At 35.4% G+C, this 24369-nt stretch carries 27 protein-coding genes; 6 read left to right on the plus strand and 21 right to left on the minus strand.

From position 1 onward, the window contains the following. Window positions 1-31: 31 nt before the first annotated feature. Complete coding sequence (locus ACKI4K_RS02610; protein WP_407421993.1) at window positions 32-1957, minus strand: hypothetical protein; 1926 nt, start codon at window positions 1955-1957, stop codon at window positions 32-34. Window positions 1958-2173: 216 nt separating this feature from the next. Here ACKI4K_RS02610 and ACKI4K_RS02615 point away from each other — a divergent pair, with 216 nt between their 5' ends. The 3 genes from ACKI4K_RS02615 (at window position 2174) to ACKI4K_RS02625 (ending at window position 4769) form a co-directional block, all read left to right on the plus strand. Further along, the gene (locus ACKI4K_RS02615) at window positions 2174-3475 is read left to right on the plus strand and encodes a phenylacetate--CoA ligase family protein (RefSeq protein WP_407421995.1); all 1302 of its coding nucleotides are present in this window, start codon (window positions 2174-2176) and stop codon (window positions 3473-3475) included. A gap of 2 nt (window positions 3476-3477) precedes the next feature. Further along, on the plus strand, window positions 3478-3918 hold the full coding sequence (locus ACKI4K_RS02620) for an acetolactate synthase (RefSeq protein WP_407421997.1): 441 nt from the start codon (window positions 3478-3480) through the stop codon (window positions 3916-3918). A gap of 68 nt (window positions 3919-3986) precedes the next feature. Continuing rightward, window positions 3987-4769 (plus strand): hypothetical protein, encoded by a 783-nt coding sequence (locus ACKI4K_RS02625; protein ID WP_407421999.1) that lies wholly within the window; start codon window positions 3987-3989, stop codon window positions 4767-4769. 20 nt (window positions 4770-4789) lie between these two features. Here the strand turns inward: ACKI4K_RS02625 and ACKI4K_RS02630 are convergent, their stop codons facing one another. The 6 genes from ACKI4K_RS02630 to ACKI4K_RS02655 all read right to left on the minus strand — a co-directional run bounded on the left by ACKI4K_RS02630 (window position 4790) and on the right by ACKI4K_RS02655 (window position 8604). Further along, window positions 4790-5062, minus strand: a complete 273-nt coding sequence (locus tag ACKI4K_RS02630) for a hypothetical protein (RefSeq protein WP_407422001.1) — start codon at window positions 5060-5062, stop codon at window positions 4790-4792. A 2-nt stretch (window positions 5063-5064) separates the two neighbouring features. Then, a complete protein-coding gene (locus ACKI4K_RS02635) occupies window positions 5065-5349 on the minus strand; it encodes a hypothetical protein (RefSeq protein WP_407422003.1) in 285 nt (94 codons plus the stop codon). A gap of 84 nt (window positions 5350-5433) precedes the next feature. Beyond that, on the minus strand, window positions 5434-6417 hold the full coding sequence (locus tag ACKI4K_RS02640; RefSeq protein ID WP_407422005.1) for a beta-ribofuranosylaminobenzene 5'-phosphate synthase: 984 nt from the start codon (window positions 6415-6417) through the stop codon (window positions 5434-5436). A 266-nt stretch (window positions 6418-6683) separates the two neighbouring features. Further along, window positions 6684-7394 carry an ion channel gene (locus ACKI4K_RS02645; protein ID WP_407422007.1) on the minus strand — a complete coding sequence of 237 codons (711 nt, stop codon included), beginning with the start codon at window positions 7392-7394 and terminating at the stop codon, window positions 6684-6686. Between the two features lie 15 nt (window positions 7395-7409). Continuing rightward, entirely contained in the window at window positions 7410-8063 is a 654-nt protein-coding gene (locus tag ACKI4K_RS02650; protein WP_407422009.1) for an adhesin, read from the minus strand. A 40-nt stretch (window positions 8064-8103) separates the two neighbouring features. Continuing rightward, complete coding sequence (locus ACKI4K_RS02655) at window positions 8104-8604, minus strand: ferritin (RefSeq protein ID WP_407422011.1); 501 nt, start codon at window positions 8602-8604, stop codon at window positions 8104-8106. Between the two features lie 94 nt (window positions 8605-8698). Between ACKI4K_RS02655 and nudC the strand changes: the two genes are divergently transcribed. Further along, complete coding sequence (gene nudC / locus ACKI4K_RS02660; RefSeq protein WP_407422013.1) at window positions 8699-9496, plus strand: NAD(+) diphosphatase; 798 nt, start codon at window positions 8699-8701, stop codon at window positions 9494-9496. A 57-nt stretch (window positions 9497-9553) separates the two neighbouring features. Here the strand turns inward: nudC and ACKI4K_RS02665 are convergent, their stop codons facing one another. Together ACKI4K_RS02665 and ACKI4K_RS02670 are read right to left on the minus strand one after the other, a co-directional pair. Beyond that, the gene (locus ACKI4K_RS02665; RefSeq protein WP_407422015.1) at window positions 9554-10720 is read right to left on the minus strand and encodes a MalY/PatB family protein; all 1167 of its coding nucleotides are present in this window, start codon (window positions 10718-10720) and stop codon (window positions 9554-9556) included. Beyond that, window positions 10707-11222 (minus strand): nitroreductase family protein, encoded by a 516-nt coding sequence (locus tag ACKI4K_RS02670; protein ID WP_407422017.1) that lies wholly within the window; start codon window positions 11220-11222, stop codon window positions 10707-10709. The genes ACKI4K_RS02665 and ACKI4K_RS02670 overlap by 14 nt, the downstream gene beginning before the upstream one ends. 61 nt (window positions 11223-11283) lie before the next feature. Between ACKI4K_RS02670 and ACKI4K_RS02675 the strand changes: the two genes are divergently transcribed. Continuing rightward, window positions 11284-11769, plus strand: coding sequence for a DUF308 domain-containing protein (locus tag ACKI4K_RS02675; protein ID WP_407422019.1), 486 nt, complete (start codon window positions 11284-11286; stop codon window positions 11767-11769). A 207-nt stretch (window positions 11770-11976) separates the two neighbouring features. Here ACKI4K_RS02675 and ACKI4K_RS02680 read toward each other — a convergent pair whose 3' ends face one another. Next, window positions 11977-12771, minus strand: coding sequence for a hypothetical protein (locus tag ACKI4K_RS02680; protein WP_407422021.1), 795 nt, complete (start codon window positions 12769-12771; stop codon window positions 11977-11979). Window positions 12772-12882: 111 nt separating this feature from the next. Next, window positions 12883-13515 carry a flavodoxin family protein gene (locus ACKI4K_RS02685; protein WP_407422023.1) on the minus strand — a complete coding sequence of 211 codons (633 nt, stop codon included), beginning with the start codon at window positions 13513-13515 and terminating at the stop codon, window positions 12883-12885. Between the two features lie 94 nt (window positions 13516-13609). Between ACKI4K_RS02685 and ACKI4K_RS02690 the strand changes: the two genes are divergently transcribed. After that, window positions 13610-14911, plus strand: coding sequence for a dicarboxylate/amino acid:cation symporter (locus tag ACKI4K_RS02690; protein ID WP_407422025.1), 1302 nt, complete (start codon window positions 13610-13612; stop codon window positions 14909-14911). Window positions 14912-14991: 80 nt separating this feature from the next. Here the strand turns inward: ACKI4K_RS02690 and serS are convergent, their stop codons facing one another. From serS to ACKI4K_RS02740, 10 genes are all read right to left on the minus strand, one after another. Then, window positions 14992-16269 carry a serine--tRNA ligase gene (gene serS, locus ACKI4K_RS02695; RefSeq protein WP_407422027.1) on the minus strand — a complete coding sequence of 426 codons (1278 nt, stop codon included), beginning with the start codon at window positions 16267-16269 and terminating at the stop codon, window positions 14992-14994. A gap of 154 nt (window positions 16270-16423) precedes the next feature. Next, the gene (locus tag ACKI4K_RS02700) at window positions 16424-16795 is read right to left on the minus strand and encodes a winged helix-turn-helix transcriptional regulator (RefSeq protein WP_407422029.1); all 372 of its coding nucleotides are present in this window, start codon (window positions 16793-16795) and stop codon (window positions 16424-16426) included. A gap of 412 nt (window positions 16796-17207) precedes the next feature. Further along, on the minus strand, window positions 17208-17558 hold the full coding sequence (locus ACKI4K_RS02705; RefSeq protein WP_407422031.1) for an arsenate reductase family protein: 351 nt from the start codon (window positions 17556-17558) through the stop codon (window positions 17208-17210). Between the two features lie 511 nt (window positions 17559-18069). After that, window positions 18070-18825 (minus strand): GIY-YIG nuclease family protein, encoded by a 756-nt coding sequence (locus ACKI4K_RS02710; protein WP_407422033.1) that lies wholly within the window; start codon window positions 18823-18825, stop codon window positions 18070-18072. Window positions 18826-18949: 124 nt separating this feature from the next. Then, on the minus strand, window positions 18950-19111 hold the full coding sequence (locus ACKI4K_RS02715; RefSeq protein ID WP_407422035.1) for a hypothetical protein: 162 nt from the start codon (window positions 19109-19111) through the stop codon (window positions 18950-18952). A gap of 6 nt (window positions 19112-19117) precedes the next feature. Further along, a complete protein-coding gene (locus ACKI4K_RS02720) occupies window positions 19118-19999 on the minus strand; it encodes a hypothetical protein (RefSeq protein ID WP_407422037.1) in 882 nt (293 codons plus the stop codon). Window positions 20000-20019: 20 nt separating this feature from the next. Next, window positions 20020-20952, minus strand: coding sequence for a hypothetical protein (locus ACKI4K_RS02725; RefSeq protein ID WP_407422039.1), 933 nt, complete (start codon window positions 20950-20952; stop codon window positions 20020-20022). Between the two features lie 4 nt (window positions 20953-20956). Next, on the minus strand, window positions 20957-23407 hold the full coding sequence (locus tag ACKI4K_RS02730; protein ID WP_407422041.1) for a hypothetical protein: 2451 nt from the start codon (window positions 23405-23407) through the stop codon (window positions 20957-20959). A 5-nt stretch (window positions 23408-23412) separates the two neighbouring features. Further along, window positions 23413-24099, minus strand: a complete 687-nt coding sequence (locus ACKI4K_RS02735) for a hypothetical protein (RefSeq protein WP_407422043.1) — start codon at window positions 24097-24099, stop codon at window positions 23413-23415. Beyond that, window positions 24096-24362, minus strand: a complete 267-nt coding sequence (locus tag ACKI4K_RS02740; RefSeq protein WP_407422045.1) for a hypothetical protein — start codon at window positions 24360-24362, stop codon at window positions 24096-24098. The genes ACKI4K_RS02735 and ACKI4K_RS02740 overlap by 4 nt, the downstream gene beginning before the upstream one ends. Window positions 24363-24369: the final 7 nt, after the last annotated feature.

Below are 24369 nucleotides of genomic sequence, written 5' to 3' on the forward strand. Positions count from 1 at the left end.
TATTTCACAAGAATTGTGAAATATAAAATTTTTAACGTTTTGAATAACTAGCCCCAAATATAATGAAGATTATACAAATTGCAGCCACATTATATAGAATATTGTAAGGACTACCCTTACCAGTTGTTGGCGTATTATTAACTTTAGGGACAGACTTTTTAACATCGGACAAATTCAAACCAGTTGCATTTGTTTTGTTTGTCATATTAGTAGTGTTATTAGTCAACTTATCACCCATTGAAGTTAATTGAGATGCAACATAAGAATTGCTAATCTTTTTGGTGTAGTGAGTGGGATGTTTTGGAGTTGGACTTGGATGTTTTCCGTACAAACCCAAAGCATAGGCAATAGCATCACCTTGCCTTTTAACTTCACCGGATTCAATTAGATTTCCAGTTGCTGATTCATATCTTAAGCCGTAAGATGTAATATCATCACTGTTCGGACTATTTACCCATAAGAAATAGAATACTAAATCCTTCCATAATGGACTGTTTATAGATATTAAATTTTCACTTATCTTATTGCCAAATACTTCAATAATGCCGTCGATGGCACTTCGAGTATCTAATCCATTAATTTTAACGTTGCCTGCAGAAGTTAAAATGTAAAAATTTCGATAATACTTATTTACATCAATACCCTGTGAGTCAAAGTAACTTAAAGCGCTGTTGCCTGCATCAACACCGATCTGTTTAATGGCCTCAGGTGTTATTTCGCCAGCACCATTAAATGTACCGTTCATCACAGATTCCTCAGGATTTAAACTATTCTCTAACATTTCTTTTAAATTTGATTGGTCATAACTCATTACGGTAATCATTCTAGATTGAAAAGTGTTATCCTCCAAATTAAATCCAATCATATTATTATCATTTGAATCAACACCTAAGTACGCACTTTTATCTGGAGCATACCAAATAAACGCATTATCATCAGAGTCTCCTGAAACACCAATAACGCACTTTCCAGTACTGTCAAGAGGTAAATCAGTATCATCATTTAGATCATATTCCAATAAAGTTTGAATCATAGCTTGTTCAAGTGTAATATCCGCAAAATCATGATATCCATTATTACCAGAAGATAATACATCTTTTGATAACCCATCAGACAAGGACTTAGCACCAGATGAAGCGCCATTAAAGTACAGCAACTCCTCTGATTTCATCCAAAGACCAACGGAATCTTGTGGAACCACATTATCAGAATATATAGGAGTCATATCACCAGTTTTATAGAACACCATAGTGAGAAATTCTCCTTTCTTAATAAAGAATGCGATATTTTTTAAACCTGATTCTATTGAAGATAATTTTACAAGATTACCTTTTCTATAAGTTATATATCCATTAGAAGCATCATTAATTCCATTCAACACATTTTCGACAGTTACATTATCAATTTCGTCTTCTCCAACTTCCGCAACAACCATTATTTCGTCTGCAGATTCGAAATCCGACAGTTCATTTGCAGAAATTGTTATTTCTTGCCCAAATTTGTAATCATCATCACTTAAATCACTATCAATCACCACAGACAGAGCATCCATGGAAACTGAAATATTGTTTTCCTCACCATTATCCAATAATTCAACATCGGAAACGAAAATGTCACTTTCAACACCAGCATCAATAATCAAATCAGAATGACCCATATCAATACCGGAATCCAAAGCCTTATTTTCAATTTCAACCACATTTTCACTATTTAAATAAATCGGATTATCACCCTCAATATTGCCACTCAGCGAACCGATATCCCCGAAATCCGAAGATTCCGCATTACCTGCAGACATCAGTTCATCATTCGTGACTTCCACTTGAGCATTTTCATGATTTAATGACAATTGCGTATCAACATCGGATGCAGTTATTTCATCACTCGCAGAGACAACTCCAAGCAAACTTAGTGTTAAAATCAATAAAGTAACCATAACAACACCGTGTTTGATCATGAATTACTCCTAATTTTCTGTATAATTAATTGCGCAATTATACATACATCAAACTAGTAACACAAATTCCGCACCGAAATGCGGAATGGCATTACTGAATTAATATATCTAACTTATTTTTAAAAAAATTTACTATATTTCGATGAAAATTTAACTATAAAATTTTTAAAGTTGAAAAAACATACTATTCATATTAAAAAAATAATGAGGCAAAATATGTTTTGGAACGAGAAGATTGAAACAATGCCAAGAGAGGAACTTGAGGAACTGCAATTAAAGAAACTTCAAGAAACCGTTAAAAGAGCATTTGATAAAATACCATACTATAATAAAAAATATAGTGAAGCTGAAGTTTATCCGGAAGACATAGAAACCTTAAAGGACATAGAAAAACTTCCATTCATTACAAAGGATGACCTGAGAGAAAGCTATCCGTTCGGTCTTTTTGCTGTTGACATTAAGGACATAAAGGAACTGCACTCATCATCAGGTACAACCGGAAAACCTGTAGTGTCAGGTTATACTGAAACAGACATTGATACATGGGCTGAAACCATAGCACGCGGGTTGACCATGATGGGTGTGGGTGAAAACGATATAATTCAAAATACTCACGGATACGGAATGTTTACAGGCGGATTCGGAGTTCACTACGGATCCCACAAGGTTGGTGCCGCAATCATTCCCATCTCCACTGGCCAGACAAGAAGACAGATTGAAATCATGAGCGATTTCGGAACAACATGCCTGATCTTCACCCCATCATACGGAATTCACATAGGCGAGGTTGCCTTGGAGGACGGAATTGATCCGAAGGAATTGGGAATAAAGGCCATCGGATTCGGCGCTGAAGGATGGACTGAAGAGATAAGACAAAGAGTGGAAGAACTTTTCGGTGCCAAAGCATATAATATCTATGGATTAACTGAATTGACCGGCCCTGGTGTCGGAATGGAATGCAGTGAGCAGAACGGACTGCATATTGCAGAGGACATATACTATCCGGAAATAATTAATCCGAACACCGGAGAAGTCTTAGGCGAAAATCAATCTGGAGAACTTGTTTTAACCAACCTTCAAAGAGAAGGAATGCCAGTCATTAGATTCAGAACAAAAGACCTGACCAAACTTACCTATGAAAAATGCGGATGCGGAAGGACACATGCAAGAATGAGCAGAATTACAGGCAGGTCCGATGATATGATTAAAGTTAAGGGAGTGGCTATTTTCCCATCACAAATTGAAAAAGCACTGCTTAAAGTCGGTGATGTAGAGCCTCATTATATGATTATAGTTACAAGACCCGAAACTTTGGATGAAATCGAAGTTAAAGTAGAAGCATCACAGGATATTTTCTTTGATGGCGTAAAAGAGATGATGGCAATACAAGAAAAAATCGGCAACTCAATAGAAAACGAAACAGGAATCAGGGTAAAAGTAACTCTTATTGAGCCAAAAACTCTTCCGAGATTTGAAGGAAAAGCAAAAAGAGTAATAGATAAGAGAAATTTACACTAAAGGTGAATGAGATGAAAATCAAACAATTATCAATATTTTTACAGAACAGAATGGGAAGCCTATCAAAACCGCTGGAAGTGCTCAGCAACGCTGATGTTAATATAAGGGCGATGTGTATGGCGGACACTTCTGAATTCGGTATTTTAAGACTTGTTGTAGACAATCCCGAAAAAGGAAAAGAGGCACTTGAAGAAAACAACTTTTTAGTGAAAATCACAGAAATCATAGGCGTTGAAATGGATGACGCCCCTGGCGGCCTTACAAATGTCTTGAAAATCATTAAAGACAATGAAATTGACTTGGAATATCTTTACGCATTTACCCATGAAAAAAAAGGAAAGGCTATTCTATTGCTTCACTCCGATGATATCGATAAGTTAATATCAGTTCTAAAAGAAAATGATGGCATCATTGTCCCATCTGACGAAGTCTACAATCTATAACTGACGAAATTAGCATCCCTATTAATTAATATCTTTAATATTCAAGAATATTGCATATGGTGTTTAAAGTGGAATTGCTTTATATAGAAATTCTAGAGGTTCTTTTGGAGATAATCGTTTTCTTGATTCTGATGGTTGTCTTCAAGTACACTTACAACAAGCTCAAGAACAATCCGCACAGGCTATTGAATCCCAAAGAATATTTCCCCGAAGAGGAGCTCCATTCATTAATACAGATATCCTATCTGATCATGATGGGACTGTTCTTCATAAACATCCTGTACAAAATTGTCTTCATCAGAGGAGATTTGTTTTCATTTGCAATATTCGACATCATCCTTTCACTGTATCTTGCTACAAGATTGGATAAAAGCTCCCTGAAAAATAAGTTTATTGTTTTTCTGCTGATTCCATTTGGTTCCCTGACATTCCTGATATTCCACAAGTCACTTGTCGGAATACTTGACTTGATACATGTTCCGGTATTCATCTACTTCATAAAGGTATATTATGACAAGTTCAGGGAATACACCGAATCGAACAGTCTGGGAATAGCCATAATCCTATTGTTCTTTTTAGTCTTCGTTAGCTTTTTCATCACCCAAATTGCGGAAGGCGTCGAACCTTTGGATTCACTTGTCATGGTTTCAAATGCATTTACAAGTAACGGATACACAATTTTAGGCAGCACCCTTATTGGAAAAATAGATTCCGTGATTCTGGTTTGGGGAGGATATCTCCTGTCAAGCGTAGGTACCGCAACATTGACTGCCGGAATCCTGATAAGACACTTCAACAGCAGGTTTGAAAAGCTAGAGGAAATGATTGAAGAAAACAACAAAAAAGAATAAAAAAAGAAAGTAGGAAAAACCTAAATTATTCCCACAGCATCGAGCATGGCTTCTATACCTAAAATAATAATGGCCACACCACCGATGATTTCAATATAATCTGCATATTTAATGGCCATTTTTGTACCGTATGTTCCAATCAAAAGCCAGATTATAACCATTATTACACTTAATGCACCCAATATGACCGGATTTACATGAGCTGTGGCTCCCTGTGATGCCAAAATCAGGTTTTCTATGTTTCCGAAAATAAGCAAACCAGTGAATGGAGCATAATCTTTCCAGTTTACCATAACTATGCACTTCCTTTTGATTTAAGGTTTTTAACGGCTTCAACTACAGACTGAATACCCAATATGAATATTGCAAGACCACCGATGAAATTGATGAGATCTGAATATTGTGTTGCCATATCCGTAAGCACGGTACCTAATAACAGCCAGAATATTACAACAAGTATACTCAAACCACCCAATATCTTAGGATTTACACCGTTGACAACACCCTGTGAAGATAAAATCAGGTTTTCAATATTTCCAAAAACTATCAGCCATATAAATGGTAAGTATTCTTCCAACATATTTTGCACCTATAATCATATTTATTACGATAATATTTATATTTCATTTATTTCCATCTGAAAATTCAATGAAGAAAAGATAGACTACTTCTCAATGGTATATCCGTGGTTTTGGGCTTTTGTAACAAATACAGTTCCCTTATCGCCAAGGATTTCCTTGGTCTTTTCCACGATGAATGCATTTGATTCATCAAAGAAGGTATAAAGGACGGGTCCAAATGAACTGATGCCCACACCATATGCTCCAGCCTTTTCAATGGCCTGCATGGTTGGCAAGTAGCTTGCATCAAGTGAGTGTTCAAGCTTGTTGAATCCGACTTTTTGAAGCTCACTCACAGCCCAGCCAAAGTTTTTAATATCCTTTTCAATCATGAAAGGAACAAGGTTCATTAAAATCAAATGGGACACCTGCTCCACCTCTTCCTTAGGTATTGGACAGTAAGTTTGGAAAACATCCACCTCATCGTCTCCTTCCATGTGATTTTCAATTTCGGGAATTGCTATTAGAATATTCCACTCTTCAGGAAAATCATATCTTGCAATTAATGTTGCAGGTTTTGCCTTAGATGCTCCTGACGGCAAGAATAAAGGTTTTTCTTCCTTACTGTGACCACCATCTAAGATAAATCCTCCCAAATCATGGGTGTATGTTCCGATTCCGGAAGTTCCTCCCCTTCCGACAATGCTACTCAATTCACGGCTTTCTATTTCAATTCCCATAGTTTCAGTAATCAAGTGAGCTGTTGAAATGGCAATTTGTGTTCCGCTTCCAAATCCGGAATGCGGAGGATAAGTTTGATGTACAATAAATTTAAAACCGGAATCAATGTTAAAATGGTCTATAGTCTTTTGAGCTGCGTCAGGAATTTTTTCCCTACATTCCAAAATAGCTTCTTCATCATCTACAGTGTCCAAAAATTCAAGTTCGATTCCACTTTCTATCTGTTCAACTTCCAATACGAATTGTGGGTCTGCCAATGCAAGACCGATTCCACCATCGACTCTTCTATATGACCCATTTAAATCAATGAGAGACATATGAATTCTTGAAGGTGCTCTGATAATCATTTTTTCACTTCCTTAAAATAATACTAATTATTTATTTATTTCAAATATATATAACACTTTTCATATATTATCAATTTAACTTTATAAAAAATAAAAAACATTTTATATTAGTGAATGTAAAATATATTACATGAACTTAAAATCACTAATCCCAAAAACAAATGAAATCGATGTTGTAGCTGCAACCATATACCTTACATTAGTTATACCGTTAGCTATAGCATTGATCTATTCATTTTAAAAGGAAAAGCCTCTTTTTTCCTTTTTTAATCTTTTTTTAACTCATCAATCTTTTTATTTAACTTTTCAATTTCAGAAGTCAGCTCTTCAATTTTCGAGTCGAAATCATTATGAGTATCCCTCGCGATTCTAGACATGTAAAGCGATGAGATTACAGCGGTAATGGTGGCGAAAATTAAAATTCCACCAACCATTGCAATTATTCCGATGATGCGCCCGGAAACATCAACCGGAATAACATCCCCATAACCTGTGCTGGTCATGGAAACGATAATATACCACAAAGCCGTCTGTATATCATTGATATTGGAATCGGCAACCCTGATTAAAATAGTTATGACGAAAATGAAAATAATTGCTATTATAATTATCTTATCCAAATATGTCCTTTTTAGAAAGTTGGTGAATAAATCTTCATCATCCTTTGAAACGACAAATATCCTGATTAACTGGAAAAGTTTAAGTAGCCTCAAGGCTCTTAAAAAAATGAAATCAATTGGCAACATTCCAAGAATGCTCAATAAGTTATCATTTAAGTATTGGCTTTTATCATCTGAATGCAGGTAACTGTAAATGAACTCTACCCACAGAACAATACATAAAACCAAATCAAAAGTAAATGCATAATATTTAAATTGCAAAGAAATGGGATAGAATGTTATGTACCCCAATAACAAAATATCTGCTAATGTAAGCAAAATCAATAATAAATATAATGCCTGTTTAGACTTCTTCATGAATAATTATATTAACTAACCTATATTTAAATTGTCCACTGAATCAATCAATTTCGAAGCCAAGTCACATGTGGTTGAAAACGGCTCATATGAATAACATTCATAGACAAGTGTTGGAATTCCTGCATTTGCGGTTGGTTCGGTAATATACGGAGGGCTTGATCTGAATTCCGGAGCATAATATACAATTTCATCAATCGAAGCGATGATTTCATTCATGAACCTAGAAGATGCCTCATCAAAGCCCGGAGCAAAGACAAAATTGGTTATCTGATAATCGCCGGGACCGTGAGAACCCCTGTTTGAGTGAATATCCAAAAACAAGTCATACCCCTTATCAATAATGTCATCACAAACAAATTCCCGTGCCAACAGCTGACCCTCATCCCTTCCTTCGGATTGGCTTTCCTTATCAAAAACATTAATGTTATACAGATAATAGCAATACTTCAAATCGTCTTTAGAGGCCAATTCCTCAAACAGTGCCCTGTGAGATTTGCTTTCAAGAGGATGCATTCCAATCAGATAAGCTATTTTGACATCCGATTCGACATTTCCAAAAGGGCCGTGAACATAGACGCTTCCCAAATCATTTTCACCCATCAACATGGATTCATAGATTGTTGAGTCGACTTGGGCTTCACTGGTAGGGCCTTCCGGATAATTCATCAAAACACCTAAAAAAAATAAGTTTAGACTAGAATAGAATCTAGTCTTCGGATGGTGCGCGTGCACCTAATTCTTTGTTCAATTCATAAATCAATCTGTTATCGCCATCAGCCAATTTGGCTTTAGCAACCAAATCCATTGCATTTTCTTCTTCTTCGACTTGTTCTTCGACAAACCATTGCAAGAAGTTGTTTGTTGCATGGTCCTTTTCTTCTATAGCCAAGTTAACTAAATCATTGATTAAACCGCTGACCTTCTTTTCATGTTCTAAGACATGTTCAAATGCTGCGAGTGGGGAATCCCATTCGGTTTGAGGTCCTTCGATTTCAGTTAAAGTTACGGAAGCTCCTCTTCTTATTATGTAATCATAGAATTTCATTCCATGTTCCAATTCCTCATTTGCCTGTACTCTCATCCAGTTTGCAAATCCTGCTAAGTCTTCATCTTCAAAGTAAGCTGCCATGGATAAGTATAAATATCCAGAGTAGACTTCGGCATTTAATTGACCGTTTAAAGCTTTTTCCATTTTTTCGGATACCATTATATCACCAATTATAATTTTAGTATTTGATTAGATATAAATCTTAAGTAACCATTCAATAACTTAATTACAAATAGAAGATAGATAATTCCATATGATTGAAAAATCCATATATGAAGACTACAAGATTGATTTTAGTGATGAGATTTCACCAGCACCCGATGATTACCTGTTCATTTTCAATGAAAATAGAGAATTATACCTGGATTCAAATAAAAAATTGGCAGATAGTTTGGATAATTTTGATGTCAACTTCTGTTTATATATCGGCACCTATAATGATAAAAAGGCGTTTGTTGTAAACGTGAACGGCAGAAAGGCCCATTACAATTTAAAAGAAGTCTATGATTTGGACCATGACCTATATCTGATGGCGGCAAAGGCCGTTCTTGTCAATGACTGGTACATTTCCCACAGGTTTTGCGGAAGATGCGCAACACCAACACAGCTGGATGAAAAGGACATGATGTTAAAATGCCCGAATTGCGGGCAGAACCATTATCCCCGAATCGCTCCCGCAATTATCGTTGCAATCAGAAAGGGTGATGAACTGCTTATGGCAAAGCACAGCTATCACGACAATATCAGATATGCCCTAATAGCAGGATTTGTCGAACCCGGTGAAAGCGTTGAAGATGCCGTGCACCGTGAGGTTTTAGAGGAAGTGGGAATTAAAATCAAAAATTTGGAGTATCAGCGAAGCCAATCCTGGCCGTTTCCAAACTCACTGATGCTTGGCTTCACTGCAGAGTATGAATCCGGAGACATTAAGGTGGACGGTGATGAGATACTTAAGGCTGCATGGTTTAAAAGAGATGAAATAATCAGATACGGATCAGACATCAGCATATCCGACTGGCTGATTCAGCAGTTCATCGACTCCATGGACTGATATCTTCCGCAAATATTATAATCATCAAACTTAATTTTTCATTCTTAAAGTCAGTGGCTAAAATTGATTTTTGACTATGCTTAATGCGGTCACTCCGGCCTTTAGCCTTCCCAAGCCTTCCTTCAATAAATCCCGAGGACATGCTATGTTCATCCTCAAGAAATTATCACCGTTTTGACCGAAATCGATTCCGGCTGATAAAAACAATCCCTGATTAGTCCTTAAAAACTCGGATAAAACTTTTGAAGAGACTTTCAAGGCCGAACAGTCAAGCCACAGCAGATATGTTGCATCGCATTCAACCAATTTTATTATTGGCAATTCGCTGGCCAGATACTCACTGACGATTTTCTTGTTTTCGTATAAGACATCCTTCAGCTCTTCCAGCCATTCTTCAGACCTCTCATATGCGGCAATCACCGCCGATGATGCAAACACATTGCACGAATCAGAATTGTCGATGTGCATTTGATTTTTTATTTTGTCCAACAGTTCCGGGTTTTCAGTGTGGACAATGGAGCTTTGAAAGCCGGCAATGTTGAATGACTTTGAAGGAGACATGCATGTGATGACATTATCAGATGATTCGAATGGATTATATTTAACTCCAGGGTCTGTTAGGTCACAGTGGATTTCATCAGAAATCAAAATCACATCATGTTTCCTGCATAAATCACCAATTCGAAGCAGCTCCTCTTCAGACCATATTCTGCCAATCGGATTATGGGGATTGCAGAGTATCATCATTTTAACATCCGACAGTTTCTCATCCAGATCATCAAAATCGATTCTGTACCCGCCATTCTCATAAATCAGTTGATTTTCCACAACATTACGATTATTATCCTCAATAACATAGAAAAACACATGATAGACTGGGGTTTGAATCAGTATATTGTCTCCGGCATCCGTCAGACACCTTATCATCGATGATATTGATGGCATCACCCCGATTGAATAGGCCATATTCTCGCGGGACATCCTAAAGCCATAGCGTCTGTCCCACCAGTTGATATAAGCTTCAAACAGCTCATCCGGAACAATAGGGTATCCGAAAACAGGATGATCAGCCCTTTTTGAAATGGCCCTTTCAATGGCCGGGGCCACCTTGAAGTCCATGTCCGCCACCCACATCGGAACATCATCATCAAATAAATCCCATTTAAGGGAATTCGTGCCCTTCCTGTCAACTACACTTTCAAAATCGTATTCAGTATTTTTCATAGTGAATCCTGCTTTCATCAAATTTATCCATGAACCTGTTTTCCCATCCTTCAGCTGGATAGCCTATGGTGATTATGCAGAACGGAATCTGATTCTCATTATCCAAATCAAACATCTCCGCAACTTTCGCCATTGTATCCTCTGTGGGGGCCACCCCGTTCCAAAGTCCTCCCAAACCAAGGTTGACCGCTTCAAGCAACATGTTTTCGGCTGCAGCAGACATATCCTGTTGCCAATGAAGTTTGTAAAATGCCCTTTCTATATTGGCAACAAGCAGAATTGCAACCGGAGCTGTTTTGACTCTGGGCTTAATCTCTGAAAGTTTCGCCAGCATTTCCCTGTTTTTGACAATGACAAATTCCCACGGCTCGGCTCCAAGTCTTGACCCCGGCGCCTGCATTCCAGCTTTAATGATTTTCAAGATATCTTCATCGCTGACATCCCTGTCAGCATACTCGCGAATGCTTCTTCTAGTTTTAACAATTTCATCAAATTCTACCATACTAATAAATAACATTTAATGTAATATATATAATTAGCTTACAAAATTGGAGGTGAATCAATTGTTCATAAACAGAAGTGCAGGAATCCTATCAATCATATTAGGTATAATGTTCATAATATTCCCAATGTTTTTTGAAAATCTGGTCTCAATAATCATTGGCCTAAGCTTGTTATTCTTTGGTATTTCCTCCGTATTTATGGGTTGGAACATGAGAAAAGAATATAATGCATTTTCAACAGCATTCATCATTATTGGAATCATATCAATAATATTGGGATTCATATTTACATTCTACATTGATGCCCTATCATTCCTCATGGGATTATCATTCTATATTGTCGGATTTATAATGATTGTATTTGGAATTGCCGGACTGATGTCAAAAAGCAGCAGCATATCCACTTTTTCATCAATCCTCGTTTTAGTTATGGGTATTATTGCAATAGCCCTTGCAGCATTTACTATTACAAAACCGGTATACATTGCAATGATAATCGGAATCGTTTTAATAATTGAGGGCTTGAACTTATTCCTATTAAGATAAGTCTACCCTTTACTTTTTTTATTTTTTTAAAAAGACTTGATTAATCACTAAAAAAAAGATTATCAACATACCATCATCAAAAAAAGCCTCAAAATCATGATTAACCAAGCCGGATTTTTTCAAATCCAGATAATACTATGTTTTAAAAGCAGATAAAAATAGCTGAAGTGTGAAAGTGTGCTTTTGCACACTTCCAAAACATTCAAATTATTCTTCGAAAAGAGATGAACTGTTTACATCAAATGAAATGTCGTTTTCAGAACAATACTCCTCAACATGATTCAGGATTTCCTTGATATCATCTTTCGGATATTCATTTTTAAAGTAATATACTGCCGGTTCGGCATTGGTGTAAACGCCAATAGTTATTACCTGTGAATTATACACGCGAACTATTAAAGTGTTGTAGATTTGAATAGTTCTTATGATATCAGCCTTGGCCTTTTCCAATGAAGTTTCATTACCAAAGGGCTTGATTTGTGAATGTTCATATTCATGACTCAACTTCAATAACTTATCTTCATCAGTTGAAACATCATTTTGAGGTTCCATTTCACTTAACTTTTCCTTAAACAATTTTGCATTGTGCAGTTTTTCCTGAACTTCAGCCAACTCCTTTTCAAGCTCCTTTTCATCCTCTATTAAGGAGTTGATGAATGCTTCAGAACCGTTGTTGAAGTTTTCATACATCTCCAATACATCTCTTGGAGAGAGTATTGAATTATTTTTGAAAAATTCTTTAGTATGGGGTTTTACACGAATGCTCAACGGTTTTAGATTTTCCTTTTTTGATTTTGATGCATTATCAAAAAATTCTTCCTTAAAATCATTTCCCCTCTTGTGTAGGGCATGCATTCTTGATGTAAACATCTTTTCAAATTCCTCACGGGTCATGTCTTCAGGGAAATTGAATTCAAAATCACCTGGAGTGTATGATCCTCCGAATCTCTCGTTTCCGAATACAAATTTTTTATGATGGTTTTTATTTTTTTTGGTGTCCATATAATCACATCAAATATGTATTACAAAATTGCTATTTGTATACAAACTAATATGTGGCAGAAGTAGTATATAAATGTTTGTATTCATTTTTTGAAAATGTATACATTGCAATCATTTGCTTAATTCGGCACCAATCTCAAAAGCCTTTTCAATATCTTTAGGATACTGAAGAACCAATTGCCTTTCCTTAAGTTCCTGTGAAAAACCGCCCATATTATATTTGGAGTAGTCATGAACCTGCAGGGTATCGCAAACAGGATAAGAAACCACTTCCCCATTTAAAAAAGAAAATAAAAACTCAACACTAGACAAGCTATCCTTCATTGATTGTTCATAAAACTCCCTTGGGGCATTCATGGTATAAAAGATTCCAACATTGACCCTACCCCTAAAATAGCTTGACCCATCATCATAAGACATTATGCAAAATATCAATCTCTCAAGCAACGCCCTGAATTCGCTTGTAGGCTCTCCGAAGTAAATGGGTGAACCGATCAATAGCGTGTCGGCTTCAAAGATTTTATCAAGCACTTCTGTTAAATCATCCTTCCAATAGCATTTGCCTTTTGTTTTATCTTTCTGTTTGCAAATAAGACAACTTCTGCAACCTTTAAAAACCAAATCTGATAAATTAAAAAACTCTGTTTCAGCACCAACTGATTCAGCACCTTTTTGAGCAGCCTGCATAACTTCAGCAGTATTCCACTTCTTCCTCGGACTTGCATTAATGACAATTGTTTTCATAATAATAAGTTAGTGTTCATCTGACTTATACTTCACTTCATTTGCCAAGTTTTATTAAACTAAATTAACCAATATATTATACAAGAGGGAGAATATGGAAATAACTGCAAAACTAAAAAAGATAAGCCTTGGAAACTGGATGCTAATCGGAATGATTTTAGGTTTCATAGTGGGCTTGATTTTAAATTTTTATGTCAAAAATCCATTTATTAAAGATACCATCCTAGTCAATAATCTTTTTTATCTGGGAGGAACAGGATTTATCAAATTAATGAAAATGCTGGTTGTGCCATTGGTCTTCTTTTCGATAGTCGTTGGAGTGGCTTCAATTTCAGACATTAAGAAGATCGGTGCAATTGGAGGTCGAGCAATAGTAATATACCTTATAACAACTGCACTGGCTGTGATTGTTGCACTCTTAATAGCAAGTGCCATTCAACCGGGTGTTGGTTTGAATATGGCGGGCATTGCAAAAGCCAATGTTACGTCAAATGTAACAGTAACAGACACCATCCTGAACATGATACCTGACAACCCATTCAGCTCACTTGCCAACGGGGATATGCTGGCGGTCATCATATTCGGAGTGCTTGTCGGCATAATATTGGCAACCCTAAGGGAAGAGACAAATGTTGTTAATGACTTTTTCACCCAGGGAAACAGAATCATGATGGAAATGACCCGTATCGTGATGAAATTTGCACCAATAGGAATTTTCTGTCTAATGGCCAAGACCTTCGCATCACTCGGTTTTGAGGGTTTGATTCCATTAGCCAAATACATTGGATGTGTGCTAATAGGCTTAGCAGTGCAGGCTTTCGTTGTATACCCTTCATTAATGGTATTATTTACAAGATTAAATCCGATCAGATTCTTCAAAAAATTCTTCTCAGTAATGTTTTTCGCATTTTCATCTTCAACATCAAACGCTACAATCCCATTGAACTTGGAAAAACTTTCAGAACTTGGAGTATCACGTGAAATTTCATCATTCACCATTCCTTTAGGGGCTACAATCAACATGGATGGAACAGCCATCATGCAGGGTTGTGCTGTCATGTTTGCGGCCCAGGCATATGGAATAGACTTGGGAATGACCGCCCTTTTAACAGTGATTTTCACAGCAGTGATGGCTTCAATCGGAACTGCAGGCGTTCCATCAGTGGGACTGATTACATTGAATATGGTGTTCAGCTCTGTAGGCCTGCCGGTGGATGCAATCGGCATAATCATGGGAATAGACCACGTCCTGGACATGTTTAGAACAGCCGTTAACGTGACCGGTGATGCAATCTGTACCCTCATCGTTTCATTTAAAAACAAAGCCATAGACCTTGATATGTTTAATGGTAAAAAGACACCTAAAGAAACATGGGATGATATAACCAGATTTTAGATTATCTTAACATCACCATTCTTTTTTATTTTTTAAAAAATAGTTAAAGTGTGTAAAAACACACTTGAATTCAAAAATAGTTATTCTTTAGCTTCAATGACAGTTTTTCCATTCATGTAAGGGACCAGCACTTCAGGAATCTTAATGCTGCCGTCTGCCTGCTGATAATTTTCCAAAATACAACAGATGGTTCTTTCGGTTGCGATGGCAGTGCTGTTTAATGTATGCAAGATTTGAGCATCTCCGGAACCTGCTCTTCCAACACGGGTTTTGGTCTTACGTGCCTGGTAATCCTTACAGTTGGTACATGAAACCAGTTCCCTGAATGCTTTTGAACCCGGGAACCATGCTTCAAGATCATATTTGATGGAGGCATTATCATTCAGAGCGGATGATACAATTGCTATTATCTGATATGGAATGCCTAATTTCTGATAGATCCTCTCGGTTACTTCCATCAGGTGGTCATGCTGATTTCTTGAATCTTCAGGAGTGGAGTAAATGAACTGTTCGATTTTTTCAAACTGGTGTACCCTGAATATCCCGAGAGTGTCCTTTCCGTGAGAACCTGCTTCCTTTCTAAAACAGGTTGAAAGTGCACAGTATCTCAATGGCAGTTCGGTAGGTGCTATAATCTCATTCCTGTGAAGTGCGGCCAAGGTCTGCTCGGCAGTTGCAATCAGATACATGTCCTCATTTTCAACCTTGTATAATGTCTCATAGAACTCACCCAACTCTGAAGTTTCCGCTGCAACTTCACCTTTCACAAAGAATGGTGTCTGCATCGGAATGTAACCCTCTGATTCAAGTTCGGAAAGTGCAAATTGAATTAATGCAAGGTTCAAGTGCAAGATGTCTCTTTTCAAGTAGTAAAAACGAGCCCCTGCAATGCTTGCCGCTGTTTCCAAATCAGCGCCGTCGATTTTCTTAATCAAATCAACATGGTTCAAAAGCTCGAAGTCATGTTCGGGGATTTCACCGTAAGTTCTGACAACGACGTTATCGTCTTCCGTATCGGAAATCGGCACATCCTCATCGATTATGTTTCCCACTTTGTATCTGAAATCTTCCCTGAGTTTTAAATAATAATCATTATTTGCCCTTAATTCTTTAATGTCCTCTGCAACTTGCTTAGATTTTGCTATTACCTCTTCTAAATTACCCTCTTCTTTTGCTTTTTTAAAGGATTTGGATAATTTATTTTTTTCAGATCTAAGTGCATTCAGTTTTTTCTCACCTTCTCTCCATAAGGTGTCATATTCGATTACCTTTTCAACATTTTCAGTATCTCTGAATCTCTTCCTTTCAGAGTCAATGATTATTTCCGGATTCTCTCTGAATAATTTAATATCTAACAATTTTTGTCCCCTAAAATATTTTATTCAAATATAATATTAGTTTTTTTATACTTTAAAGTTAATGCCTAATTTAACGAAAAAATAGATTTTTCAAGAAATCGAATAAAAAAAGTAGCAATAATATGGCGCACCGCCCGCCATATTTTTCAGTTTTCTAGAGCAATGTCTCTCTAAATGATGCCTTTACGTCATCCTTTATCTGATCGGAATATCCTTCGCCATCAACACTTACCATAGCTATTTCGTATAATACCCTGTTTAATGATTGGCCCTTTTCCGTTAAAATGTATCTGACATTTTTCTTGTCGCACTTATCAACGATACGCTGGATCAAACCGTTCTTCTCCATATCCTTCAGGCAGCCGCTCAGTACCTTATTTGAAAGTTCAGGCTTATCTTCCTTAAATTCACGAAATCTTGATTTGCCGAAGAATAAATCACGGATTATCTGAATTACCCATTTCTTGTTAATCAATTCTACAACCAATTCTATAGGACATGATTTAACATGTTTAGTGATGTTCATGATAATTGCCTCCTAAAATAAGTTGGTTATATTGACTTCTTTTTAATCATATATAAACTTATCGGTTAAAAACAAGGTTACCGAACAGTTACGAAAAACATTTATATACAATCGGCATAAGTCTGTATTGAAAGCTGCAGAAATGCGACTTTCAAAATCCATGAGATAGCGAAACCCACAAGTACAGGAAATTGGAATGAAAATGAAAGATTTTCCCCAAAAATAGAGGTCTTACATGAAAAAAATGTCTTTGCGCATAATAATCCCATACCGAATTTCATAGGATTTCCAAAAAAAAGGAATTTTTTGAGATAGCATTGAGCTATCACCAGCCTCCGAATCCCACAATAATTTTCCACCATAAAAAAATGGTTAAAATCAAAAAATTCTAGCTATCTCTTTTAAAAAAAAACTATAACAACTTCTCTTCCCATTCCTTGACTTTAAAGCCGACCAAAACAACACCATCATCAACCAGAACCGGACGTTTGACAAGCATTCCGTCGGTTGACAATAATTCCAATTGGTCATCTTCAGACATATCGGGCAATTTATCCTTGAGTTTCAGCTCACGATACTTCATTCCGCTTGTGTTGAAGAATCTCTTAAGCGGCAAGCCAGATATCTCCCACCATTTGCGCAGTTCCTCTGCAGTGGGATTGTCCTCAATGATATGTCTTGATTCATATTCAATATTGTGCTCGTCCAACCAGTTTTTAGCTTTGCGGCAGGTTGAACACTTCGGATAGTTTACGAATAGCACTTTGGTTACCTCATACTTTTTTACTATTGTTACTATAAAATTTGATAAAAGAAGTAGAAATAGTTAATGTTTGGATTTCATGTTAAAATAAACATTCGTGATTATTCAAACGAACAATATTTTTATTAAAAAAATCCTCCAGGACAAAATGTCCATGGAGTTTATACTTTCTTGAATATGAACAAATAAAAAAGTACAATTAAAAATATGATCATCAAGTATATAAAAATTTTGAAAAAAAATAATCCCCAACCATCCGAAATACCGGACAGTTGGGGAATATTAAAAAACTATTACTTCAGTATGACCCAAAAAAAGAGTATAATATACAATTTTATAATTCAATAATCATTCTTTGATATGAGTAAATACATAAGGTGTCCTCACAAGTTTAAAATCAATTAATAAAAAAGAAATTATAAGTTTTACAACTATTGGAGTGTCTATTCTCTACTCCACTTCAATTGGTTTTTGGATAGTCTACTTCATTGCTTTTATTATTAAAAGAGAATTAATATTTAATCCATTCCAATCCTTTTGATTTAACTTTTTGTTCTAATTTTTCAATGGTTTTGGCAGATATTTTTCTTCTTTTCTTGTTTTCATCATAATATTTGTATATCCATGATTCTCCATAACTATCATAAGAAACTCTAAAATATCCGGAAGTGTTGTGAGATTTACTCATGTTTATCCTTGATTCTATACAATGATGTCCTGTAAAAGACTTCCGGGGATACAATGCTTTATTTAAATTTCGATTATTAATGGCTTCCATTTCTTCTTTTGAATAAACTGTTCTTAATTTTTCCCTTATTATTTTTCTTGCAGTTCCCCATTGCTCTGCAATCATAGTAATAGGGACACCATATTCATATTCCTTACAAATATCATCCAAACAATTATCTATATCATATCTCCTATTAGGTGCTGTTGCACCATACATTCCATTATTTTCACCCCTATTGTCGGGGAGGGCCTCACCACCATCCTTCATGTTGAAACCATGTTCTTTAAGATTGTAAAAGTTGATATATGCTATTTCTAATTTGTCCAGTTGAGATGGTTCACAATATTCAATAACCTTAAATTCAAAATTTTTTTCACCATATTTATTAAAGCTTCTTTGTAAATATTTATTAAAATGAGAATTATTTCTTAACATTGAGAAATGTTTTCGTTTTCTTATTTTAAGATTTTTGGATTGTCCAATATACAATTGTTTAGTTATTTTGTTTTGGATGTAATATACCCCACAGTTACCCATTAATAATTGCCCCCTTACTCGATTTCATCACTTATTGATATTTGATAGGCGATGTAGATGGGCTGAGTAAGAGAAAACCCATCTACACTATACTATATTACATTCAAAGTATATATAATCCCCATTACAATGATTTTAACTCTCTTTCAAGCGAATCAATGTCCACTTTCATCTCAATGCATTCCTCAACTAAAGCGGGGTCTCGAATCATCTTTGAGTATTTTCTTTTGAGATTGCGTAAGCGTGTTTGTTTTAATGTGCTTTGTTCTTTTTTGGATAATGCCATAATGATTCACCTATTTACATTGTTTAAGAACCATTGAGGATTTGTGGCTCTGTATTCACCATTCCCACACCAAATACATTCTACACATTCACCATCTAAAACTGCTGCTGGGTCTCTATTGAACCATCCATATTGTGATTTATAAAATTGGAGTCTTACATGTCCGTCTCCACCTCTGCACATTACATGTATTGCTCTTACATCATATCCTAATGCTTTTCCTATGTGCCAGAATACATGGCATGCATCTGTACAGTTGACTCCTTGACCGTTTCTCATTCTGTCAATGGATTGTTTGTTGCTGTAGACATCATCATAGTAGTATCCATAGCCCCTACCTTTGATTTTAGCTAGTGCATCATCAATGCTTGATGGTCTACCGAATTTGTTACTGAAATAGTTTAGTATGTCTTGGCTGTAGTTAGTTGACTGTGAACCTTTGCCAGATAGTGCACGAGAATCATAATTACAATAATTAGGTAATTCACCACCGTGTTCATGATACCAAACTACTACTTTTGCCATACAATAAGTAAATAAATCAATATTCACTCGTTTTTTACTCTTAACAGTCGTAACATAGTTAGGAACTTGATTATTAGTTAAAATATAGTTTCGAACTCTTTTGCACTGGTCTAAAAAGTCATTTGTGTAAATATTCTCATTTATACTATCTCCATGTGCATTCTGACACCATTTATGTGTTTCAGCTTTAACTCCCACATTCCTATAAAGCACAGCATAAACCATTAAATCTTGCATTTCATTGAATGTGAACTCTATTCCACCATAAGAGAATTTATAAGGTATTTTACCATTGTTTTCAACATACCTTTTTATATCTTTTGCCATATTGTACAAGTTTTCACTTGAAATCCATTTACTCATTTTGAATCTCTCCATTTTTTTTATAATAGGTAAGTTATATACATGTGCAACCACATTCCAACGCTCCAACTATTATTACTTACCGGCCCATATCTATTAACCGTAATTTTGCCGTCAGGCTCAACCATTAATAAAAATTTATCACGATCACTACCTTGCATTAATGCAGACTGTTTAAAAGCAGGCCTAAAACCATTAGGCATAATAGCAACTGTTTTATCCTCAGTTGTACTCCAATTTCGGTTTGGTGTTAATATACCATTTATATGAACCAATCCATTTTTTACTTTAAATTTCAAATCATGACCACTGGAAAACGGTTTAAAATCAGGATTTAAATTTAATTTTACCCATCCAGTATCCTGTTCTACTAAACATTGCACTTTCTGATTTTTCACAGCAAAAGTATGAATCCCCACATCGTATGTGGAGAAATTCATTGAGAATGTTCCACTTGAATTGGTAGTTCCATTATGAAGAGTACCGTCTATTGAAAGGATTACCTGTTCATTAGCTGCGGGTGCTCCTGCGGAGTTTTTAACAGTTACTGTTGCTGTTGTTGTTGCGGGTGTTCCATACCCTATAATAGGATTATAATTTGATAATGAAATTTCATAAGTCTTTAAATCTGAGATTTGTGACATGATATGAGCATGTGACGCTTTTGCATAATAATTTGGAGTATGACCATTTAAGAGACTTGCATTGATACCAATTTCATTTTCAGAATTTTCAAGTATTTCTTCAATAGTTTTTTCACTAAGTTCAGATTGTTCACGAAAACTAACAAATCTTGATGATAAACTGGCAATCTCCTCAACAAGTTCATCATAACTTGATTTGGAAGTAATTAAAATTGAATCGATGGGAGTATCCCCATCGTAAACAATTACTTCTGCACCAATAAGATTATCATTGTCTTCATGATACACATTTGCTTTAAAAGTAACCATTTTTTTACACCTTATATTCTATATAATTTTCAAAAATTCTCATTTGTTGACTTGTATCTTCACGAACTCCCCTATACGCCATTATCAAACCAGGGTCTTCAATATTTGGTGTGTATACAACATACATTTCTTTTCCTTGATTTTCTGTGAGAAGTGTTGAAGAATTATCAATATCAATTATAGGGAATTTAATTCTTCTACGGATGTAATCAACTGTAAAATGTATGTCTTCAATATATTCTTTATCATCAATCACAAGACTTCGTATAGGATCACAAGATGGGAACTTAATTGGAATATATCTATTTTCAACATCTTCTCGCTCGATTATGCGTTCTTCTTTGAAGTAATCAAGAACAAATCCTTCACTATCTTCACGAATACCAACATCATTTGCAGAAAGATTTTGTATGAAAATAGGATGATATGCAACTTCAAGAGTCCCAACTGGAAGATACTCTGACATTGTTTCATAAACAGTAGTACCATTTTCACTGTATTGATTCATTATTTCATTGAAAATCAACTGGTCCTTATCATAATCAAATGAATAATCTATCCACTCCGCCAGTGGAATTTCATTTGCATTTCCATATGGGTTTAATTCAGCAGAAATAATTGGATATGAAGGACTATTATCAAATTTAATACCTTCACTAAAACTCATTTTATGAGTAATTGATTGTCCATTCTTTATGTAAGTGTATGGTTTCACATACACTTTATTTCCCTTTAAGATATCCAATGCATTTGCATCGTTCATCAGATATTCATATCTAACACTCAAATCAACATCAGTTAGTTTTTCATCATCTAACCCATCAATATATGTATAATTTTCTAATTCTTGTGCAGTGATTATACTGAAATGTTCGATACCTATTTTTTCAGATATAAGTTCTACAGAACCTCTTACTTGAGGGTCTGTTTCAAATCTGCTGAAGAATTTACTCCACGCGCTAGCGCCTAACATAGGGCTTGTTTTCGGATTATATTTAATTGTACGAACATACATCTCTTTAGGAATATCCATTTCATAAATAACCTTCAATGAATCCAAGTATGGGGCTTTTGTTGAATCAGTAGTCTTCATTTTCACACGAATAAAAGCAAAATGAGGATATTCCCCTGTATTCGGGTCACGATTGAAATTAATACTGAGCTCATTTGCATCAAGAGTGACCCAACTATTCGCCTTACCACTTTTCGACACTTGAAATTCCATATTAATAGCCGACTCCTGTGCTTCATTCCCATATCCAACAGGAACCAACTGTACTGATTTTATTGGATTACTTTGAATTGGTTTAAGATATAAATAGAAATCTTCATTAATAGCATATCCATCAGTGAAAACACCAATGTGCGCCACAAAAGCAAAATCTAATGGAGTATACATCCCCATCCGATATTGATTTACTGTTGTGTCATTTTTACCATATCTTTGCCATGTTTGACCGTTGTTTTCGCTGAGAAATGCATCTCCTCCAGCATACTTATCAAAGTCACAATTACGACCCCATCCCCCTATCCGTGGACAATGCTCCCAATGAGACAATGGGGACATCATAACAATTGCATAATGCTCACCACTATTAACAGTGATTTTTTTGTCAAAAGTGAAATTTTGTAAATGTGGCTCTATTCTAGTTGGTTCATATACCGCAGTAGCAAGAGCTGTTTCAGGAGTCCCAGTTGGATAATGAATTGTTTCATAACGTTTCGGATTATATGATACAGATTTCTTTTTATTATTGTCCCAATATGTTTTTTCAACTGTTACTGGTTTTGTTTTCCATATTTGCACATACAATGGGCTTCCCCAATTACTGTTATTTGTTCCGTTATTTTCAATTCTCAAATCAACAGAATATAATATCCCATTAGTGACTCCATTCGGAATTGTAATCGTTTGCGCCCTACAAACCGATGGAATTTCACTATCTTTCCAATCTTTTATCCAATCTGGACGGATATGATATTCTTTGTTTTTATCAAATCCACAGTACCAGAATGAATTGATACTATCTCCAGGATTTAAGTTTCTGCAAGTCGTTATAGATGTCCCAGTCTTTACCATAGGGATTGTTGCACATTTATGTTGAACGTTATTCCCATCTTTGAATATTTTGAAGTCACAATCACTTCTTTCAACATCAATCATCGAAAAGTCACTAAAATCAATTGTAACATTATCACTTAATAATTCTGAGAACGTAACTGTTTTATTTGGATTTACAGTATACCCATACGAATTTTGGTCATCTACAAGTATGGGTTGCCATCTCTTTCGGATACGTGCAGGTGAACGATAGTTCAATTCGTCTACTTCTTGTTTTAGGTATTCGTCGTTTGCACAGACTTGATCTGCCCATTGAACCGTAGCCTGTTTCTGTTCACCATACGATTTAACCGTGTTCAAATTTTGATAATTTGGATTGCATTTTTCACTCATAATTTTCACCTTGTTGTCACTGCAATTTTTGAATTATTCGGATCTTCGTCATTTAAAGTTCTAATAAATAAATTCTTTGAAAAAGGATCATAGTAATAAGCACCATGAGATGTTTTTAAATCATCAACACTATTAACCGCATGGTATCCTGTTTGAGCAGTGGAATAATTTTCTTCAGTTACACGAACAACCATGTTTTCTTCAGGCGTGTAATAAATATTGTTGATTGCTTCAACATCCGCAAGATTATAGTATAACCAATTTTTTTTGATGCTAGATGTTGAAAAATTAAAGATATATTCTATTTCAATACTGTCTACAACATTTCCCAACATGCTTTTTGTGATTCTCTGATATGTATCATGACTTATCAAAATATTTCCTTCACTTGTTCCTATTTCAGTTGTGTTCAGTACTTCTGATAAGCTACAACTGCATGAAAGCTTAATTTGTTTTTTCTTTAAGTCAATTTCATAGTATGCTTTTTTTCTCACTGTTTCATTTCCAAGTTGCAAATCTGTTTTTTGTGGTTGTATTTTACTTGTTCCTAACATAATATACTGTAATGCTTTAAATTCTGAATTTACAAGCCTATTCATAAAAAAAGATTCGCCTAATCTTGTTATGATATTCGTACCTTGCAGTATTATTTTTTCATTTGATTTAAAGATATAATGGCCCGTGACATTCATATAAGATTCACTTCCTTATTATTAATTTTAAAATGTGTTGAAACATCAAAACTATTTGATTCTGTCATTGTTTCTGAATCCGTATTAAAATTGATATGTATGAACTTTCCTAAAGGCATCAATTTTTGTAATCTATGTTGTAAATCATCTACATTTTCTTTTTGGATATTTGCTGGAATTTCAGAGGGGTTCAAATAAATATCATAATTATTTGATGTCATATACGGTTCATGTCGAAAATATTTACATTTTTTATCAACCATTTTCACC

The organism is Methanobrevibacter sp., assembly GCF_045644645.1.
In the GTDB taxonomy this organism is placed as follows: domain Archaea; phylum Methanobacteriota; class Methanobacteria; order Methanobacteriales; family Methanobacteriaceae; genus Methanocatella.

What these genes read in the sequence shown, in the direction of transcription:
- ACKI4K_RS02700 (WP_407422029.1), bottom strand. Translation starts at nt 16,795, where the DNA reads ATGAACATCACTAAACATGTTAAATCATGTCCTATAGAATTGGTTGTA.
- ACKI4K_RS02640 (WP_407422005.1), bottom strand. Translation starts at nt 6,417, where the DNA reads ATGATTATCAGAGCACCTTCAAGAATTCATATGTCTCTCATTGATTTA.
- ACKI4K_RS02685 (WP_407422023.1), bottom strand. Translation starts at nt 13,515, where the DNA reads ATGAAAACAATTGTCATTAATGCAAGTCCGAGGAAGAAGTGGAATACT.
- ACKI4K_RS02630 (WP_407422001.1), bottom strand. Translation starts at nt 5,062, where the DNA reads ATGGTAAACTGGAAAGATTATGCTCCATTCACTGGTTTGCTTATTTTC.
- ACKI4K_RS02720 (WP_407422037.1), bottom strand. Translation starts at nt 19,999, where the DNA reads ATGAGTAAATGGATTTCAAGTGAAAACTTGTACAATATGGCAAAAGAT.
- ACKI4K_RS02730 (WP_407422041.1), bottom strand. Translation starts at nt 23,407, where the DNA reads ATGAGTGAAAAATGCAATCCAAATTATCAAAATTTGAACACGGTTAAA.
- ACKI4K_RS02615 (WP_407421995.1), top strand. Translation starts at nt 2,174, where the DNA reads ATGTTTTGGAACGAGAAGATTGAAACAATGCCAAGAGAGGAACTTGAG.
- ACKI4K_RS02665 (WP_407422015.1), bottom strand. Translation starts at nt 10,720, where the DNA reads ATGAAAAATACTGAATACGATTTTGAAAGTGTAGTTGACAGGAAGGGC.
- ACKI4K_RS02680 (WP_407422021.1), bottom strand. Translation starts at nt 12,771, where the DNA reads ATGGACACCAAAAAAAATAAAAACCATCATAAAAAATTTGTATTCGGA.
- ACKI4K_RS02670 (WP_407422017.1), bottom strand. Translation starts at nt 11,222, where the DNA reads ATGGTAGAATTTGATGAAATTGTTAAAACTAGAAGAAGCATTCGCGAG.
- ACKI4K_RS02655 (WP_407422011.1), bottom strand. Translation starts at nt 8,604, where the DNA reads ATGGTATCCGAAAAAATGGAAAAAGCTTTAAACGGTCAATTAAATGCC.
- ACKI4K_RS02710 (WP_407422033.1), bottom strand. Translation starts at nt 18,825, where the DNA reads ATGGGTAACTGTGGGGTATATTACATCCAAAACAAAATAACTAAACAA.
- ACKI4K_RS02715 (WP_407422035.1), bottom strand. Translation starts at nt 19,111, where the DNA reads ATGGCATTATCCAAAAAAGAACAAAGCACATTAAAACAAACACGCTTA.
- ACKI4K_RS02635 (WP_407422003.1), bottom strand. Translation starts at nt 5,349, where the DNA reads ATGTTGGAAGAATACTTACCATTTATATGGCTGATAGTTTTTGGAAAT.
- ACKI4K_RS02740 (WP_407422045.1), bottom strand. Translation starts at nt 24,362, where the DNA reads ATGGTTGATAAAAAATGTAAATATTTTCGACATGAACCGTATATGACA.
- ACKI4K_RS02645 (WP_407422007.1), bottom strand. Translation starts at nt 7,394, where the DNA reads ATGAAGAAGTCTAAACAGGCATTATATTTATTATTGATTTTGCTTACA.
- ACKI4K_RS02725 (WP_407422039.1), bottom strand. Translation starts at nt 20,952, where the DNA reads ATGGTTACTTTTAAAGCAAATGTGTATCATGAAGACAATGATAATCTT.
- ACKI4K_RS02650 (WP_407422009.1), bottom strand. Translation starts at nt 8,063, where the DNA reads ATGAATTATCCGGAAGGCCCTACCAGTGAAGCCCAAGTCGACTCAACA.
- ACKI4K_RS02610 (WP_407421993.1), bottom strand. Translation starts at nt 1,957, where the DNA reads ATGATCAAACACGGTGTTGTTATGGTTACTTTATTGATTTTAACACTA.
- nudC (WP_407422013.1), top strand. Translation starts at nt 8,699, where the DNA reads ATGATTGAAAAATCCATATATGAAGACTACAAGATTGATTTTAGTGAT.
- ACKI4K_RS02735 (WP_407422043.1), bottom strand. Translation starts at nt 24,099, where the DNA reads ATGAATGTCACGGGCCATTATATCTTTAAATCAAATGAAAAAATAATA.
- ACKI4K_RS02690 (WP_407422025.1), top strand. Translation starts at nt 13,610, where the DNA reads ATGGAAATAACTGCAAAACTAAAAAAGATAAGCCTTGGAAACTGGATG.